Origin of the sequence: Paenibacillus pseudetheri, assembly GCF_924513355.1 — a bacterium.
Classification (GTDB): domain Bacteria; phylum Bacillota; class Bacilli; order Paenibacillales; family Paenibacillaceae; genus Paenibacillus_AQ; species Paenibacillus_AQ pseudetheri.
In genome coordinates this window covers 35,109-53,209 of sequence record NZ_CAKMAB010000020.1, presented here as the reverse complement: position 1 = coordinate 53,209, position 18,101 = coordinate 35,109, and the positions used below count along the sequence as shown (strand labels likewise).

General features: G+C 42.5%; 15 protein-coding genes and 2 pseudogenes. 2 read left to right on the top strand and 15 right to left on the bottom strand.

Going from position 1 to position 18,101, the window contains the following annotated elements; translation table 11 throughout:
* Positions 1-15: 15 nt before the first annotated feature.
* The 5 genes and pseudogenes from L1028_RS17980 to L1028_RS17960 form a co-directional block, all read right to left on the bottom strand.
* Positions 16-1,836, bottom strand: a complete 1,821-nt coding sequence (locus L1028_RS17980; RefSeq protein ID WP_234536449.1) for a beta-1,3-glucanase family protein — start codon at positions 1,834-1,836, stop codon at positions 16-18.
* Positions 1,837-2,342: 506 nt separating this feature from the next.
* Positions 2,343-2,693: a hypothetical protein gene (locus L1028_RS17975; RefSeq protein WP_234536430.1), complete on the bottom strand. Its 351-nt coding sequence runs from the start codon at positions 2,691-2,693 to the stop codon at positions 2,343-2,345.
* A gap of 244 nt (positions 2,694-2,937) precedes the next feature.
* Positions 2,938-3,570 carry a carbohydrate-binding family 9-like protein gene (locus L1028_RS17970; protein WP_234536610.1) on the bottom strand — a complete coding sequence of 211 codons (633 nt, stop codon included), beginning with the start codon at positions 3,568-3,570 and terminating at the stop codon, positions 2,938-2,940.
* A gap of 80 nt (positions 3,571-3,650) precedes the next feature.
* A pseudogene (locus tag L1028_RS17965) lies at positions 3,651-3,813 on the bottom strand (sugar phosphate isomerase/epimerase); the annotation flags it as partial.
* A 9-nt stretch (positions 3,814-3,822) separates the two neighbouring features.
* Positions 3,823-4,806: a Gfo/Idh/MocA family protein gene (locus L1028_RS17960; protein WP_234536607.1), complete on the bottom strand. Its 984-nt coding sequence runs from the start codon at positions 4,804-4,806 to the stop codon at positions 3,823-3,825.
* Between the two features lie 444 nt (positions 4,807-5,250).
* Between L1028_RS17960 and L1028_RS17955 the strand changes: the two genes are divergently transcribed.
* A complete protein-coding gene (locus L1028_RS17955; RefSeq protein WP_234536428.1) occupies positions 5,251-6,120 on the top strand; it encodes a helix-turn-helix transcriptional regulator in 870 nt (289 codons plus the stop codon).
* 69 nt (positions 6,121-6,189) lie between these two features.
* Here L1028_RS17955 and L1028_RS17950 read toward each other — a convergent pair whose 3' ends face one another.
* From L1028_RS17950 to L1028_RS17925, 6 genes are all read right to left on the bottom strand, one after another.
* Positions 6,190-6,906: a hypothetical protein gene (locus L1028_RS17950; RefSeq protein ID WP_234536425.1), complete on the bottom strand. Its 717-nt coding sequence runs from the start codon at positions 6,904-6,906 to the stop codon at positions 6,190-6,192.
* Positions 6,903-7,760, bottom strand: a complete 858-nt coding sequence (locus tag L1028_RS17945; RefSeq protein ID WP_234536423.1) for an ATP-binding cassette domain-containing protein — start codon at positions 7,758-7,760, stop codon at positions 6,903-6,905. The genes L1028_RS17950 and L1028_RS17945 overlap by 4 nt, the downstream gene beginning before the upstream one ends.
* A gap of 444 nt (positions 7,761-8,204) precedes the next feature.
* Positions 8,205-8,489, bottom strand: a complete 285-nt coding sequence (locus L1028_RS17940; protein ID WP_279306879.1) for an ABC transporter transmembrane domain-containing protein — start codon at positions 8,487-8,489, stop codon at positions 8,205-8,207.
* A 374-nt stretch (positions 8,490-8,863) separates the two neighbouring features.
* Complete coding sequence (gene rsiV / locus L1028_RS17935; RefSeq protein WP_234536418.1) at positions 8,864-9,733, bottom strand: anti-sigma-V factor RsiV; 870 nt, start codon at positions 9,731-9,733, stop codon at positions 8,864-8,866.
* A 1-nt stretch (position 9,734) separates the two neighbouring features.
* On the bottom strand, positions 9,735-10,238 hold the full coding sequence (locus tag L1028_RS17930; protein ID WP_234536416.1) for an RNA polymerase sigma factor: 504 nt from the start codon (positions 10,236-10,238) through the stop codon (positions 9,735-9,737).
* A gap of 331 nt (positions 10,239-10,569) precedes the next feature.
* Complete coding sequence (locus L1028_RS17925) at positions 10,570-11,544, bottom strand: hypothetical protein (RefSeq protein ID WP_234536413.1); 975 nt, start codon at positions 11,542-11,544, stop codon at positions 10,570-10,572.
* A gap of 614 nt (positions 11,545-12,158) precedes the next feature.
* Between L1028_RS17925 and L1028_RS17920 the strand changes: the two are divergent.
* Positions 12,159-12,525 (top strand): annotated as a pseudogene (locus tag L1028_RS17920) (FAD-binding protein); the annotation flags it as partial.
* Positions 12,526-12,658: 133 nt separating this feature from the next.
* Here the strand turns inward: L1028_RS17920 and gnpA are convergent.
* The 4 genes from gnpA to L1028_RS17900 all read right to left on the bottom strand — a co-directional run bounded on the left by gnpA (position 12,659) and on the right by L1028_RS17900 (position 18,013).
* On the bottom strand, positions 12,659-14,821 hold the full coding sequence (gene gnpA / locus L1028_RS17915; protein ID WP_423803062.1) for a 1,3-beta-galactosyl-N-acetylhexosamine phosphorylase: 2,163 nt from the start codon (positions 14,819-14,821) through the stop codon (positions 12,659-12,661).
* A 31-nt stretch (positions 14,822-14,852) separates the two neighbouring features.
* Positions 14,853-15,692 carry a carbohydrate ABC transporter permease gene (locus tag L1028_RS17910; protein ID WP_234536407.1) on the bottom strand — a complete coding sequence of 280 codons (840 nt, stop codon included), beginning with the start codon at positions 15,690-15,692 and terminating at the stop codon, positions 14,853-14,855.
* Entirely contained in the window at positions 15,689-16,579 is an 891-nt protein-coding gene (locus L1028_RS17905) for a carbohydrate ABC transporter permease (RefSeq protein WP_234536387.1), read from the bottom strand. Before L1028_RS17905 ends, L1028_RS17910 begins: the two co-directional genes overlap by 4 nt.
* A gap of 93 nt (positions 16,580-16,672) precedes the next feature.
* Positions 16,673-18,013, bottom strand: coding sequence for an ABC transporter substrate-binding protein (locus L1028_RS17900; RefSeq protein WP_234536385.1), 1,341 nt, complete (start codon positions 18,011-18,013; stop codon positions 16,673-16,675).
* Between the last annotated feature and the right edge of the window lie 88 nt (positions 18,014-18,101).

Sequence of the window (18,101 nt, the reverse complement as noted above, 5' to 3'; positions counted from 1 at the left end):
GAAAGGGTGTATCTTCTACCAGGCTACAGTGACAACCATTGCTTTAGGACTTGGAGTATGAAGCGATGGGCTGAAGTCACGGACATCATCATAGCAAAAGCCGTAGGCCAACCGATCGATACTGTGGTCATGCCAGAACTTCACATATTCGTTGGAAGGTGCTGTTTTAAAGAAATAACTTTCATTTCCCCAGTTTGTTGGGTCAACCGTAAGCAGCAGGTGTCTGTTGATTGCCGCGCACAGTTGGGCCTGGATCGCCAGTTCAACATCGGTAATCGACGCAGGTTGGCCAGCACTTCTTCTGTCAAAGGCACCTTTACCTTCCAATGCGTCAGGAGTTGTCGGTTTATCCACATAGTATAGGTACGGTGTGAATCCACTGCCGTTATTCGCATCCTTTTTGAATACGAGCTTGTCGGTTCCCGGCATCACATGCCCGCTGTAGGTTACCAGATTGCCTCCGCCGACAGGGACGGAAAATACCAGTTCTTTGCTGCGGTAAGTATTCCAGATGTCATTAATGTAGGCATCAAAAAAGTGCGTATTGTCTTCACCGTTCACGGGGTGTCCAAATGAGCCTTTACCCGGAGCCAGAATCCGGTATGGAGAGTTTGCCAAGGAAACGAACTTGTCGGATACCTCGTTCTTGTAGGCGGCGTAAATGGCCGCGCGAGATTCCGTTTCGCCGACAGTACGGTTGTAACCGTCGTGTCCGATCAATTGCATTTTTAGCGGGAACCCGAATTGATCCACTCTTGTTGTGTTGCCATGGAATCCGTTTGGACCCAAATTGAATTCGATAAAATCAAAATAAACCTTCTGGTTGGCGTCCGTTGGGGAGTTGATGTCCGGTCCCTGATATCCAAGGCCGACGATATTTCCGGCGCCATCCAGAGCGTCAACCGTACGGATTAACACAGGCTCACCATAGCTCACATAGAGCCTTGCAGATTCGATATCCGGGATGGATACCCAGCTTACGTCACTCAGCTTATGGAAGTAGTTGGTGTAATAATCATTCGTATTATTGCCGTCTTGGTTATTCTTGTAATAGGTATTGTCCGTTCGTTTCATTTCGACTAGGCTGCCGGTTGCATCCACGTGAACGAATTTTCCCGTTTGATAGGATTTGCCGACAATCTGCCAGTAAACCTGGCTATCTGTGTATTGGCCTTTGCTGTCATTTTTAATCTGGATAGTCAAGCGGTTGCTTCCGACCGGCACATCCGGGCCTCCGCCCGTATTAATGCTGTATGCCGAAATCGCTGCTGGAGAGTCAAAATAACCGGTTTTTACAGCTATGGCCTTGAGGGTCTGGCTTTGCGACACTTGGATGGCTCCGGTGTATAGTGCGGACTGGCGGGTGGGTGTGCTGCCGTCGGTGGTGTAATAAATGGCGGCATCGCTTGGTACAGCAGAGATAGTAACATTCTGTGCTGAGGTGTAAGTGCCTGCACCTGGGCTGAACGTTGGAGCGGATAATGTTGCCGGATTTTCTCCTCCGCCTTGTCCGTAGGTGTAAGAAACCTGTGCTGTGTCGGTTGCTCCTCCGGTTGCTTCATTAAAATAGGTAAATGAGTATTTAATGACATCATTCGCAGCTAATGCAACAGGAATTTTATATTCATAGTTGCCTGTAGCTGTATTTTTTTGCATGGAGATATTCTGCTGAACACCTGTTTGACCACCGGATGTGATGGTGTAATGTACATCCAGGAATCTCAGCGTTAAGCTGGTCTGAAACCAAATTGTGCCTGTGGAGCCGGTCTCACTTATGCCGGCAGTGTAGTCACCCGCCGCATTCACCTTCGTGCCCACCAGCGGCAAAATAGCCAACGCCAGCGTTAACCAAACTGTAAAGATTTTTTTAAACATAATTAGCCTCCGTTTCTTTTTGTTTCTTCTATTTTTACTTCACCATCAGCGAATCGCGTCCATTCCCGATGAATTCCCAGAAAATTTATTCATTGGAATGAACGAAACAGAGTTTCGGGATTTCTTTGTGTTTGTTTCGCAAAGCTATTATATGCCGGGAAAATAGCGCTTACTATACATTCATCTACATAAATCAATGATTTTTTACGAAAATTAACGAAACAGTTGATTTCCAATGCACTGAGGACGTATCAAGATTGAGCATTTGATCGAAGTCTGGACAGCGGGGATAAATCGTTATGTGAAGCGGTAACCATTTGAGTATAGACGTAGAGATGCACACAGGGTTGAAACCGAGCATGAACGAGAAATGCGTCGTTTGAAATTGGAGGTAAATGTCCTGAAAAAGTGGTTACAAATCTTGAAAGGGGAGGGTTGGAAGAAGAGATATGTCGTCATCGGCGAGCTTAAGCACAAGCAAACCATAAGCCTCTGCCTATCTGAAACGCAAGGATAAGGATACTGACGGGCGTAAGATCAAAGCCATTTATGAGCACCGTAACAGCACCGTAGGATACCGCCTTATACAGGATGAGTTGTACCTTCAATATCGTCTTGTTGTGAATCACAAAAAGGTTTTGCGACTCATGCGGGACCTCGGTATTAAAGCGACTATACGCCGTAAATATGTTCACAGAACAAGCTGTGAGGCGGCAGTCTCGAATGGATGGATCGTTGAAAATCTGTCGAAACGAGACTTTAAAGCCGACAAACCCAATCAGCAGACATAATGATAATCCGCTTTCAGCATCGTACACTTCACCTGTGTATTTGAAAGAGTTGGAGGTTCCTTCTTTCCGGCAAGTGCTCTTTATATAGTGCAGGCCTCGGCATAATACCGGAAACTCGTGTTGCTCCCATTTTTGCCGACAGCCTAAACCTATGTATAATTTGACATGATATCAATCTTGTTTCTATTTGACTAATTTCCCTAAAAAAGATAAAAAACCTCCAACCCCGTATATGCGGCTTCGGAAGTTATTCATTGACTGCGTTTCGCAGTTACTCTAAGTACAGAATCCCAAAATCACAGCTGCTATGAAATTCTGGTTTGTTCGAATGAACTTCGCTCCATGTTCCATAGTGCGGATAGGTCGTATCGTCGCCGCACTTGTAAAAATTTCCTCTTATCCTTTTTCCCGGCACTGCCCGAAAGTCCGAAAAATAAGATTGTACCCAAACCCATGAGATCGAAAAGCTTAATTCCCAATACACTTCCCCTTTATCATTGATTTGATCCGTGGTGGATAGGATGTGGAAAAGTGCCGGATTGATAGTGATTGGGAAGCGATCATACCGATCCGCTCCTATCTGCAAGAGGATTGCACCATTCGCATTAAATTCGAAATTCATATAACGCTGGTCCGAATCTGGAGTAGGCTGAAAAAAGAACTCGATGCAGCTATCCTTATACACGGGATCATTCATGTTTCTATATGTTCGTATAGGATTCTTTTCGTAAACCTTAAACTGAAGCTTCAGATCCTCCTGACTGTAATTTAATCTTGCTGTAACGACCGGATTATACCCTTTAAGCCATTGATACTGCTTGATGATCTGGACTTCATCTGTATCTGAAACATCCGTCTGATTTGTCAGGCGGGAAATTACTAAGGTTTCCAATTTTCTTTCCATGGTTCGTTCCCTTCTGTTCGGAATCCCACTGGGGTTAACACAGCAAAACAACACTATGTTTCCAGAGCCTATAATCTCTGTAATCCGTTGATGATCCAGCTGCTGGTACCCGACGGCACCGTAAACATCCCTCGGATCTACCGCCTGATGTCGGATGCTGTCCTTCACATAAGTGTGGACGATATAATCCTTCAACAGGTGTATACCATGCACCGGGTCATCCCCTGTTACCATCACCATGTTGGTCCACCCTTATTTCGTGCAAGGTAACGTAATTCCTTCATGGATCGCCCGGTCGGCCAGGAGAGCGATCTCCATCGCCTGGAAGGCATCCTCCATTGCCGGTATAGCGGGCAAGTTGTTCTCCAGCATGGACAGGAAATAGTCCAGTTGGGCACCCGTAGGCTTCACGGAGAAGTCCATATTGATCTGCCGGACCGTTCCTTTCCGGTGGTCTTCGACCTCGACCAGATTTCCCAAATGCTGATCCTCTCGCGGTCGTTCGTTCTTGTAGATGATGCGGATCCGGCCTGCGGGTCCGATGAATTCCTTCCGGCTATCAGTCGGAATCCCCTTGCCCCATCCCGTCTCAAAGTAGCCGATGGAGCCGTCCGACAGACGGAGGGTCATGAGTCCGTAATTGTAAGTGTACGGCGGGACTTCTTCATAGAGACGCTGCCCGATCCCGTTGACGCTTACCACGTCCGCCCCTGTAGCCCAACGCATCACATCGATATAATGGACGCCGCAATCCACGATCGGCGAGACGTCCCGGAGCAGGGACAAGTGGGAATCCCAATTTTTAGAGGGCTTCAATTGGGATAACCGGATGACCAAGGGGAAGCCGATGGCGCCCTCCCGGATCATCTTCATAACCGCCTGGTACGTGGTGTTATGGCGAAGGATGTGACCGATCAGGACCTTGGTTTTGGCTCCACGGGCCAGCTTCATGAATTCCTGCGTTTCCCGTGCATTGCCCGCCATCGGCTTCTCGCATAGGATATGCTTCCCTGCAGCGAGACAATCTTTTGCGATCTCCAGATGGGAGGACGGGTACGTGGCGATAATGACCAGATCCACATCGTCACGCTCGATCAAAGCCCGGTAATCCGTGCTCCAACACTCGGCTCCGTATTTGATTGCCACTAAAGAGGCCCTGTCTCGGTTCCAATCCGCCACGCCGATCAACCGGACCCGCTCCTGTCGTGATATCGCGTCCAAGTGGAGAGAGCCCATATAACCGCAGCCTATCACGACCGCCCCGTACCTTTTCATGATGCATCCATCCTATCCTTCTCACTCGCGGAGGTTATTTTATGTTGATCCAAGCTCCTTGTTGGGAGAAACGAAGTCTCCCTACAACGTCTAGTCTTCTTGGGCATTGATGACTTACCATTCTTCATGCATATCCTTCTCTTACATTTGTATTATACCGGATTACTACAGAATAACTTTCGTCTAGTTATGATACCTTGTTACCTTTATTATATAAGAATGATGGAGAGTTTTATTTAGCTAAGAAAGTTACTTTTTGCACGATTCCGTTATTCCATCTAATCTATGTAAGGGAGCTGTCCCGCTATGCCCCCCCTCTCTCCAACACCCGGTCTGCAAGCGAGTCCCCTTCCATGAGTGGACTCCATCCATCCATTACGCGCAGTTCCAGAAGGTCCGCCTCGCTTGTTCCCGGGAAGGAGGCTGTACGATTTCGAGCTGCTCTATGTGTGCCACGGCCAGTTGTCCGTTGTGATGGAGGAGGGAACCTACACGGTGTTACCCGGGCAGCTTATCGTTAAGCCTTCCGGCGTCTACCACCGGAAGGCAACGGAGGCTGATCCGGCCACCAAACTGATCGCGATCCATTTTGACTTCTTCGGGGAATTGAACATCAACAGGGAAGAGGATATGGTGATTCTGGAGGAGGGGGTAATGGAAGGAAAAATTGAGGTAGAGGCAGTGAAAGAGAGCTGTTCCCCGTTGTCGGAGGAGCCGGTATATCAACCCTCCCACGATTGCGTGCAATTCATGGAGAAGCTGGTCCACGAGTTTACGATGCGTCCACTGGGCTACCAGCTGGTATGTAGGGGGCTAATGCTGAACATTCTAGCTTCCCTCATTCGTTCCCAGATGTCCCGGCGAATCACAGGCGCTTCGGTCCATGACCAGAAGGTAAAGGAGATCATACAGGACATAGAGGACATAGAGGAGACTCCGGCTGCAACGTGGAGCAATGCCATTCTTGCGGAACGTCTCGGAATGTGCGAGGACTCCACCTCCAAGCTCTTCCGCCAGATTGTAGGGATTCCCCCTGGAGATTATGTGCGCTCCATCCGGCACCGGGAGGCCCACAAGCTGTTGCAGGAGACTATTTGGCCAAACGAACGGATCGGAGAACTCGTCGGTTACCCGGACATCCACTACTTCAGCCGGGTGTTTACCGCGCCGAGAGAATCTCTCCACGAGGTTATCGGAAGTTGTCGCGAGTGCTGTAACTTGACGATTCAGGTAACTAGTTCTTATCGATCGATAACTTTAATCCAAATGATTTAACCCACGTTGAGTAGCGAGGAAGCTATAAGCTGTTTTTCACTATGATTATAGCTGGAGGAAATTTCATTATCAATGAGATGAATCAAGCTTTCGTTTATTAAGCATTAGCAAGAATAACATAGCGATCATCGTACCATATAGTAATGACGCGCCTACTACCGATAATTTATTAAACAGCGTCGCCGATTCATAATCAAACAACACATTTATAATGCTATTTAATGGGGGAAACAATATCATAGCACTTTTTAAGCCATCAGGCAGACGATCTTCAATCCCTTGTACAGAAAGCGTAATGACAATGAGAAGACCCAACATCAAGAAAGACATTACGCGGGATCGAATGAATTTAGAACTGAACCAACAAGCTAGCGCGACCCCTAACCAAGCTGCAGCAATATGATAGATGAAGGACATGCCTAGTTCTTCGAGGCTAGGATTTCTATCAAATTTGTGGAATATGGCTGGGAACAAAACCGCATATAACGCCAACGGAATGGAAAATAACCAGCTATATAACAATTTAGAGATATAAAGTTTGAGTAAACTTCCACTGTGTAAAAGTGTTACAGATTCCTGATTAACCGTTTCAATATCAATAAGCGTATAACCAATCACCGCAGAAACAATAAATAAAAATATTGTTGAAAAGGCATAACTGGACATCACTGGATTGGGAACCACACTATATACAAATAGGATACCTAGGATAAAAACAAAAGTAGGTGGACCATACCGATAAGAACGCATGAAGCAAGTATGTATGAATGATATCAGTGCAGTCATTGTTTCAATTCCTTTCTTGTTAGGTTGTTAATAACTCCACCTTTATGTATAAATTCAAGTAAAAAGTCACGATAATCCTCCTGCATAATGGTGAATAAGAGATGACCACTATCACATGTTTTCCAAGTAACGTCAGAAAATAAACCAGAAAGACGATCCAAAGTCTCCTGATCCACTGAGCCTTCCAATTCGAAAAAAGCAGTCGATTGATCTGAAGAATTATCTGAATTATCCATCAATATTCGCCCTTGTCTGATCCAGTATGTCCTATTCTCCAATTGACTTGCTAATAACGGCTCATGAACAGCTGCAAGTATTGAGGTTCCATGAGATTTTATTTTCTTCAATGAGTTAAGTAAGTGGGCTGTAGATTCTTTATCTAATCCTGAAAACGGCTCATCCAGTACAAGGATATCTGGCGTTTTAATCATCGCTTGCATTAGATTCGTTTTTTGTAACATTCCTTTAGAAAATTGAGTCATTTTCAAAGTATTGCTCTGTTCAAGACTAAAAAACTCATGCAATTCCCTAATGCGATTTTCCAGATTTTTTTTGGGAATATCAGATATTCTTCCCATGTGTGTCAGGTACTCAGTAGACGTCATCCTTAGTTTTGAGAGGCGGTCAGGTGTGTAACCAATAACTAAATTAGAATGCTTCAGTAACCTCTCTCCAGAACTTATTGGAATTAACCCACTTACAATTCGGAGCATCGTACTTTTTCCGGAACCATTGTTCCCCCTCAGAATTATACAATCTCCTCTGTTAATCGTAAGAGAGACATCTGTTAACACATCTCTATTTCCGTATTTTTTCGAAACTTCTTTTAGTGTTAATAGTGCATCCACTGTCATTTGTCCACCACCTTTTAAAAAAATCACTACCGTTATATATTAACATTATAATATAATTAAAGGAATATAATGTATTTACGGCGTTGATTATGCTCACAAATTCATGAATAAAATAAATAGTTGCAAGTCTGATTAATGATATTTAATACCTCACTACAATGCTGCTCAATGAAAAAATGTCCGCTTTATAATAAACTGTAGCGGAGCCCCCTGCATGAGGAAATGAATATATTCTCATTAAACTGCCACTCCTTCAAATCTGAATATTAAGAAGTATGATAGGCCTCATATAATGAACGATACTTCCCCTGCTGTTTCATTAACGTTACTGGAGAACCGTATTGTATAAGTTCTCCATCGTCAAAACAAGAACAAGATCTGAATTCTTTGTCTCATCAATTTTGTGTGTTATTGAGATCGTTGTCCTGCTTTTCATGAATTGATTCAATGCTCCGTTACGGTAATTAATACTAAAGCAAATTGTACATTCAGCCACAACATGGCACCAATCGTTACTATGCCTAAAACAAGATAGTAAACGTAGTTACTAAATCGATCTGTCAATGTTTTCTCTACAACAAACAGGTCATTTGTAAATAAAGAGCGCACGCTCTCGCTGTGATGCTGGTCATAATAATAAAGTGGCATACGTAATAAATGAGCAACCATATAATTACGCATCTCATAGGACCAGTATTTAATAGTTCTCCAAGTTAGAAAAGCAAAAATAGGGGATGCAAGTATAGCAATTGGTTTCGAATCTGTTGGTTGTGAACATCATAGGCCGGGTGCCAGTCATTTATTCCAGACAATCGGCATGCCCTTTTTCCTCGTTATTAGGCATTCTGTACAGCTCTACTTCTTCCCTTACGTTATCTCCGATTGCCCAGCCAAGCAGCTTCAGGTCTACATCTATGTATTTCTTGCTCGTGCGATACTCCGAGATTACTTCTGGAGAAAAATGGCGCTCTTCCTAGTGCTGCTTTTTGTCAGCGGTGTGTTATACGATTTGATATGTATTCTTTTATTCTAGAAGCAAAATCTATCTGACACCCTTAAAAGGATGCAGCCTTCTAAGCTGCATCCTTTTAATTTACGGATTTTTAATTTATATAAACATTACTTACTAATTCATCGGCAATCACATTGGTCGGAATGATAAATTCAACTACACCCATATAACCTGGCGCAACTTCGTATTTATCAAAAGAAATGACAAGTTTGCCATCATTGTTAATATAAAAGGATTGATCTTTAGCAATGCTTTCAAAACTCTCAAAATTGAGTTTATCATCTACCCAATACGTTTTGTCCGGGTCCGCCTTCATCTGATGTCTCATTTGTTCTTTAATATTTTCACTGATCAGCCTGATATAGCTGTCCTCTTTAAATAAACTTGGTAAGGTAATTAAAAGTTGATTTTTCTTATCGATTGTATCGTATTTAAATGTTGTTGAGGATGAGCCAACCGTATTTACGACATATCTGCCAATGGCAAGAATCTGATCGTTGTCGGTTTTGACTTCATAGCCGCTGTCCACGCCTGTATGGCCCCCGCCATTTTTCTTTAACTCCTTCATTTCAGCTATAAAATCGCTGTACAGCTTTTCACTTTCTTCCAGATATTTGGTATTTAGAGCGGCTTCTAACGTTTTATTTTCCATATTCGTAATGGCCGGTACTTTGATATTGGCTTTAGCGGTTCCTTCATCTACTTTAAGCTCTGTAAAAGTCAGTACTTTGACGAGTGAACCAACCAGCGGCACATCTGATAAAGCCTTTGCAAAGGCAGGACTGGCATTAATGCCTGTTACCAATATAATAGCCGCTGCCCCAACCCCAACGAGATTCTTCAACCAACCCACATGTCTTTTTTTGCTTTGTTTAATGGCTTTCTTCACCACGAAGTCCAGTTCATCTGGGAGAGGCGTATTTTTATATTTGCTTTTTAACTGTTCCAGTTGTTCGTTCATCTTATTTTACCTCCTCTAAAATCTCATCACTCATTTTAATTCGAAGTTTGCGGAGCCCTTGATACAATCGTGTTTTTACAGTACTGATGTTTTCATTCATAACTTCCGCAATTTCGTCAATTTTTAAATCTTCAAAATATCTAAGTACAATCACAGTACGATAAGGATGGGGCAATTCCTCCAAAGCTTTCTCCAGATCTATGTCAGGGTAGACGTCTCCACCTGTAGGACTGTTAAATTCCAATGTCTTATCATCTACAATTTGAATCCGCTGTTGTTTTCTCAGGAAATCGATCGATGTATTCACCAGAATCCTGTAAAACCAGCTTTTTATCGAACCTTCGGATTTCAATGTTTTTGATGAAGAGAGAGCTTTATGGATCGTATCCTGAACAATATCGAGTGCATTTTCAGCATTTTTCACATAACTAAAGGCTAAGTGATACATATTCTCTTTATTTTCCGTAATAAAATCAATGAGTAACTTTTCAAACTTCTTATTCATTTAAAGACTCTCCCTTTGATATGCGCATATCATTTCCTGGCTATACAAATAAGACGTGAGTGGTACCTAAAAAAGTTTGTTTTTCGGTTCATGAGTATGAAATGAAAAAATTTCAAGTTCATTTCCTAATTCGCAAAGTAGGGTCCCCCACTGTAATGAGAACTACTAAGAGTTCCGTCGGATTAAAAAACTCGATGTTCCTAATCCTAAGGAAATCGAGTTTTTTACGCAAATCTAATTTTTTCTTCCGTGAGGGAACGTTACGAGGTGACACAGAAAATAAAGAATTATGCTCGTATTGAACTATGGGGCAACTTGAATCTACAAAAACCTATTTTAGCAGTTTAAAAGATTTCCCAATGTTCAAATCACCATAGAGTTGGTCAAACAGCTTGCCATCCTTCGACTGGGGATCAAACGGATTGGACTGCGGAGTTGTATACACATACACCATTCCGTTGGCTTCCGTAATTACACTCCCTACAGACGGGCCTTGTTCACTGGAGAGGCGGCTCCAATCATTTTTGGAGAATACGGAGATCATCAGCAGCATTTCAGCATCTTTTCGATCTTTTGTCGTATAATCGAACTGCACTACATGCTTAGCCAACGGTATGATTTTATTTGCACTTGCACCTGCATATTGGCTTGCCTTGTAATATCCCTTCCATGAAGCAGGCAATTTCAAACTGAAGTTTGCCTGAGAATTAGTGTATAGTTCTTGGTTATCCGCCACAACATCTTTTGCCAAAACATCTTTAAGTTTATTCCCTTCCCATGTTAAGATCAGATGATCCACGTATCCACCATTTCCTCCTTGAGGGGCTGTTGTGATAATATCATTCACTTTGTTACCTGTATAGTCACCGATAATCAAATTCGGTTCTCTTCCAAGTTCTCCGTACAATTTCCCGTCCGTTCCTTCGTACACCCAATCATATTTATCGTATCTGTAGGTTTTTCCATCTTGCACAATAACGGATAAATTACTCGCATACGCATCCAGTTTTCCATCAATTTTTTCTTTTGTCCCGACCAAAATCACTTGGTCTTTAACGGAGTCACCGGTAACATCGGATATTTTGTAATCAAGTACATACGTATTTTCCTTCAGTTTAAGTTCGGGCACTCCAATTTTTTGACCAATTTCTATTATTTGCAATGTTTTTTCGGACTGCTGATTCACCATTTCTGGAACTGAGTTGGCCTGTTTTGCTAATGAAATTTGTGGCGCTCCGATTCCAACCGCACAAATGAAACCCGCTAGTACTAAATAAGGAATTTTTTTCGCAAACTGTTTTTTCATCTTCCAAACCTCCGTTTATTCTTGTTTGTTTCTTACATTAGTAAGACGTATGAGGTAACCTAAAAAGTTTGTTTCTGGGTTGGCAAAGATTTTTTTATATTGCTCTCAACTGAAGCTGTCTTTTTTCCTATGGTTACATAATTTTCCCCGACCATTTGCAGACTTTCACGGTATTGGTTTTCTGATTCCGCTCTACGGTTATCTGCCCTATATGTTACTCGTACGTAAATATACGTTTACTTTCTCTGCGTTCGATGTGAAGGAAACGACATGCATAGAATTTGGTTCGCAGGAGAACATACTCAAGGAAAATCCTAATTATTAGTACTATGGAAAGTAACTATGCCAGCGGTTGTAAATTCTTCTGTTCAACCATTCCAAATGTGTATTGACGCTTGCATTAAAACTAGTGTCCACTATATCAATATTCTTCGTGACTGTGCTGACATATGTGTTTGGGCATCTCAGTAGATAGCCCGCGGCAGTATGTATGTGTACGAAGTGGATATGGAAATAGTGCAAACAGCGAGAGTGTTGACTCAAACATGAATCATTCAGTGTTGGATCATTCGGGTACGAGTGAAGTGAAAAAAATCACGTAGTAACTGCCGCAAATCAATAAACTTCCTGAAAAATCGGCTTATCTTGTATTCGATTCTGGCGTGGAACAGCGCAGTGAAGAATAAAAAGGATGCTGAATTCGACAGAACAACAGCAATGGAAAACGACTTGTCCAGTGCGCCATATTATGCAATCAAAATTGGTCCCGGGATTCACTACACCTTGGGTGGTGTGAAAATCAATTCGAACACAGAAGTTTTAAATAAAAGCGGTAAGCCGATTCCGGGACTGTTCGCAGCAGGCGAAGTTACAGGCGGATTACACGGTCAAAACCGGATCGGCGGTAACTCCGTTGCGGAAATCATTATTTTCGGTTACCAAGCCGGTATTAAATCAGCTGAATTCGTAGAAGCACAATAAGATGTCAGCATCCTTTCTTCACTCAGCAAACAACAACGCTTGGGCTCATCAGGCCCAAGCGTTGTTGTTTTATTTAGCCGTATTGAGATTACCTCTGTTCTATGTTAATAACAATCCAAACTTTTTTACCGAGCTATTTAGTTAAACTATCCACCCTAAACCATTCATGACCGCCCGGTTTAAGCTCAACCTCAATATAGCTCTCAGTATTTTTATATAGCTTCGTTCGTTGCGGATCCTGTGAGTTGTTAATGACGATTCCCCAGCCAGTTTCCAAATAAACGGCGCATTCCGTTTCTACATTATCACAATACCATGTCGACATCTCATTCTCTGCACTTGCAGCCCAATAGATCGATCGAAGCAGTAAGCGGCTATTTGCCGGTGAGTAAGGTATTCCTGCAATATAAACGCTGCGTCCTTTCCCAAAACTATTCGCCGCGACGGCAATGTCGCCTCTTTGCATCTGAATGATTTGCGTTTGCTCACTTACACTGCGAATAAATTCAACTTTCTCTCCACAATCAATCGGTTTAGCCTGTCCCCCCATAATGAAGTGATCGCTCGTATTTTCTTGATCATACTTAGTGTAGCTTAAGGTGTAGCCTATTTCTTTATCGACACCCAGCACATCGCTCATCTGAAAGAAACGTCCCTGATGCATAAACGCACTTGGTTCGCCAATTCCAATAAAGCCGCCACCATTATAGACAAATTGTTTCAAGCAAGCAATGATTGCTTCATTTGCCCAATAATCGTCGCCGCTCCAGGCGGTTCCTGCATCCCCGGCGTTCAAAATGACTCCTATATCTTCCGGTATACCCGACTCTAGCACATCATCAAAGCTAATAAACTCAACATCAACTGCTAATCCACTTAACGACTCGAGCATGCCTAGATAGGTATAAATTTTTTTGTACCAAAGAGAATGGGCTACCATCGTAGTCTGCCAAGAGCGAAGCTTGCCCCAAGAATTGAGCACTGCTACTTTAAACTTAGGCGTATATGCCTTCGTACCGTTCATTCGCTCATATAGCGTCCGAAATTCGTCACTTATCTGTTCCACACATGTTATAAAGTCAGGAAATGAAGCAGCCAAGCTCAAATAACCGCCATAACCGATTCGGTCGACTGGTTTTCGTAGAATTGCTCTTCTCGCCTTTACCCAATTATCAATTGCTTCAGCCGTTGGATTGCCTCCCTCATAGAATACATCCGGAAAAAAGTACGGAAGAAAACGGCCCTCTGTATATTTCACACCAGGTATATCGGATATCATTCGCAACGTGGCACCATTACCAACAGAGCCTACCACAGCGTCTAGCCCAATAGACGGAAACAGATCGCCATAGGGTTCAGTACCGATCCAATTGTCGCCCAGAAACATTATCGCTTCACGTCCTGCTTGATGGGTGATGTCAACCAATTCCCGACTCTGTTTACAGACAAATTTGTGTTGAAATTGCATCCAATCGCGATACTGTTTGCTCGGATTGCGGAAAGGCGTATTATGATACCCCTGATCAACAAGATACTCTGGACGCATCCTGTAACCATACTCCGCCTCAAATTGCTCCAGCGCTAGCGGACTAACTGTCGTCGAATAGCCAAACCAGTCGACATACTTCTCCTTTGCTAACTCATTAAAGATTATGGTGAAGTGGTAGAAGAAGGTGGTAAAACGTACTACATCAACATGCTTGTTAGCTTCGAGCCAGTCTTTCATATACTCTGTGATATGTGCCCACGTTGGCGAGTGGCGAGCATCATATGGAATCTCATGCGGCTTATCTCCCCATTGATTCGTAATATGATTGTACATCTGGGTCTGATCCCAAATTTGCCAGACTAGAAACGTAACGGTATAGGTATGGAATCTGTTCACCTGATGGAGGGTAACAATTCCTGTTATAGGATCGACACTCCAGCTTTCAGGATCCACGATTTCTCCTGTCGTTCGGTTAATAACTTCCCACCATCGCTTGGGATCATGATCATAATCTACTTCAAGCTGTTCCCGATAATAGCCCTTCATTAGCTCAATTTGCAGCGACTCCTCGACAGCCGTAGTATGGGGCGTCATAATGTACATTTGCTGACGTTGATCGGGATGCTCGTGTGCCCACAACTGATCATTTCTTGTCGGGAAATACGTGGAATAGACTTTCATCTTCATCTCCTGCAACTGGTCAGGCAGATCCGTTCCATCACTATTCCGTACTGCATCAGCTCCCCATCGCTCAAGAATGTCTTTCATTAAATCGTAATCCATGCCTGCTTCTATGGGTACTGTCATTCGTCCTTTGCTGCTCAACTAAGATCCCTCCTTATGATTTCACTGCGCCTGCAACGATACCTTTGAAAATGTACTTTGAAAATACAAGGTAAATCACAAGTGTCGGCAACATAACCAATATAATCGCAGCGCTTAAATAATCCCAACTTCCAAACTTTGAACTACTAAAATACATCAACGTTGTAGTCAACGTTCTTAGTGTGCTTGACGGCATATACAAATACGGAACATACATATCATTCATAACATCAACCGCTTTAATAATTGCTAATGTTGCAGTTGCCGGCAGTAGAAGTGGGAAAATCATTTTAGTAAAAACTTTAAAGTACGAACAACCATCCAGCATCGCACTCTCATCCAATTCTTTGGGAATACCATTTATGAACTGCGTATAAATATAGAGCTGTACCAGATTCGTTGCTGCATAAATCACGATCGGAGCCCAAATTGTATTATAAAGTCCAAGATTTTTAATAATGGTAAACCGTGAAATTTCAGTAATCATACTGGGCATGATCATACCTGCTACAAAGAGACCGAGTATGATCTTCTTCAAACGAAAATCAAATCTATTAATCGCATAGGCAGTCATTGTTCCCAATAGAGAATTAATGATGACACTGAATGCAATAAGGAATAAAGAATTACCAAAGCCCTGTAAAAACTTCCCCTTTTCCAGTACAACTTTGTAGTTATCGAAATCAAAGCTTACAGGCAATTTCAGAGCAAATTCAGAGCCAATTTCCACCGAAGTTTTAAATGAAGCGAAAAACGTTATAAGCAAGGGGATAAAGATAATCATACAAATCATAATTAGAATGAAATACAAGGCAAGCTTTTTGATAGGGATTACTAAACGAGTCGTCATCATTCCTCACCAACCCCCTTTAGGTTGAACAGCCTGTTCTGTACACCATTCAGGATTAAAATGAGAATTAACATCGTGATGCCCATCGCAGAAGCCATACCGAAGCTGTTAAATTTAAAGGCTGTCTCCAAGGTATATAATATGAATGTACTACTCGCATGACCCGGACCGCCCTGTGTCATAATATATGGAATATCGAACACTTGTAGTGCCCCAACGACGTTTAAGAACAAAATAACCTCGAGTACCTTTTTCACACCAGGAAGGATAATATACCAGAAATTCTGAATGCTGTTGGCACCATCGATTTCTGCTGCCTCGAATTGATCCTGAGGAATGGATTGTAAGCCGGCTAAGAATAAGATGACATGGAAGCCTGAGAATCGCCAAATCGATACAAACACTAAGCTAATGTTAACTATAGAATCATTCGTCAACCAATTCTGTATGAGCGACTCTAGCCCAAGCACTTCAAGAATACCATTTAACCCACCATTTATAGGACTGTAAAAGAAGGCGAAAATATACGAAATAGCAACCCCATTGATTATGTAAGGCATGAATACGATGGTCTTAAAAAACTTACTGGCACGAATCTTACTATCCAATAAAACCGCAATCATTAGTTCAAGCGGAATCATAATTGAATGAAAAATGAAGTAGATGCCGTTATTGCGAAGGGATAGCCATACATCTGATGAATCCGTAAACATCTTAATGTAATTGTCAAAACCTATATAAACTTGATGGGCTTCAACTCCATTCCAATCGGTAAAACTTAGTCTGATAAGCTCTATAAGCGGGTAAAGTACAAACACCAATAGCAGGAATATAGGAATCAATAAAAAGCTGAATAACAGTATGTTTTTCTGCTTAGAAATCGTTTTCATTTCTACCTCTCCATTTCTTTCTATATTTGGAAAGTGGCTATCTAAACGGTAGCCACTTTCCTCTTTACTCAACTTTCGAATTGAGATTTATTTTTATTTGGAACGGGCATTTTTCCAACTTTTATTCATTTCCTGCATCATCTTATTGAAATCCTTGCCTGACATCATGTCCTGCCCCATTTTCTTCACATCGAACTTAATAGCCGATTCGATCTTCTTATAATCCTCATTGCCGCCTTTATTAAGCACATAATTCAGATTGGATACATCAAAAGCTCCGTCGAACATGGTACCTAGATCAATCTTAGTATCCTTCATCGTTGATTGAAGCTGCGCCTCTGTCAAATATTTCGAATACCATGCATCGCTGAAGAACCAGTTAATGAATTCTTTCGCTTCTTCTGGATGCTTCGAAGTTTTCGGAATCGTATAGAACGTGTCTACCATTGAAATCGTATTGAATGGCTGATCTACGGAGTCACGAACCGGTAGCAAGAAGGCGCCAATATCATTCATATCCACATCTGTCATCGATTTCAAATCACTGCCGAACCATTGACCAAGAGCAATCATCGCCGCCTGCTTGGAAGCAAACATCAGCTTGGATTGATCAAAGCCAACACCGAGGGGATCTGGACCCATAACCTTTGCATCGTACAGCTCCTGAATTTTCGCAGAAGCATCATAGAAGGCCTGGCCTTTCGTAAAAGGTTCATCGATCGTCGCCATCGTTGACCAGTAATCCCCATCACCCGCTACAAGAGAAGGCATAAACTCGTTAAAAGGATAATCCGGCCATGCGTCTTTTCCGCCCATCGCAATCGGAATATATTTGCCGCCGTCTTTAATCTTTTTAGCAGCCGTTACGAACTCTCCCCAAGTCTTTGGAATCTCAAGTCCATATTCCTGGAACACACTCTTCCGATACCAGACAAACTCATTGAATTGGCTATCGGGTACACCATAAATATGATCATCCACCTTGAAATCAGCTGCGAACATGTTGTTCTTGGCTGCATCCAAGTCATCCAGAGGTAAGATATTATCCTTGAAATTAATTAGCCATGCTGATTTTAGTGGCAAAATATCTGGCAATTCGTTTGCTGAATTCCGGATCTTCATCGTATTTTCATACTCCGTATCCTTTAACAGTTCCAATTCAATAGTGACATTCGGGTGTTCTTTTTTGTATTCGTTTACAAGATCCAGCTTTGTAAATAAATCCTCCGTAATTGTTGACCATATCGGGAGTTTTAATGTAACAGGATCCTTCTTTTCTTCTTTCTGCTCCTGCTTAGTATCCGGCTGAGTAGTAGATTGCCCCTTATCAGCAACCGTTTCCCCTTTAGCACAACCTGTAAACAATGGAATCGTTAAGGCAGAAATCATGATCATACTTAGTATGCGTGTAATACGTGGTCGAGCATTATACATTTTACATTCCCCCTATACTTATTTGATGCAGGCTATTACTCATCTGCTGCTTATATCATAGCCCTTCCGATATGAGACCTGAATGATA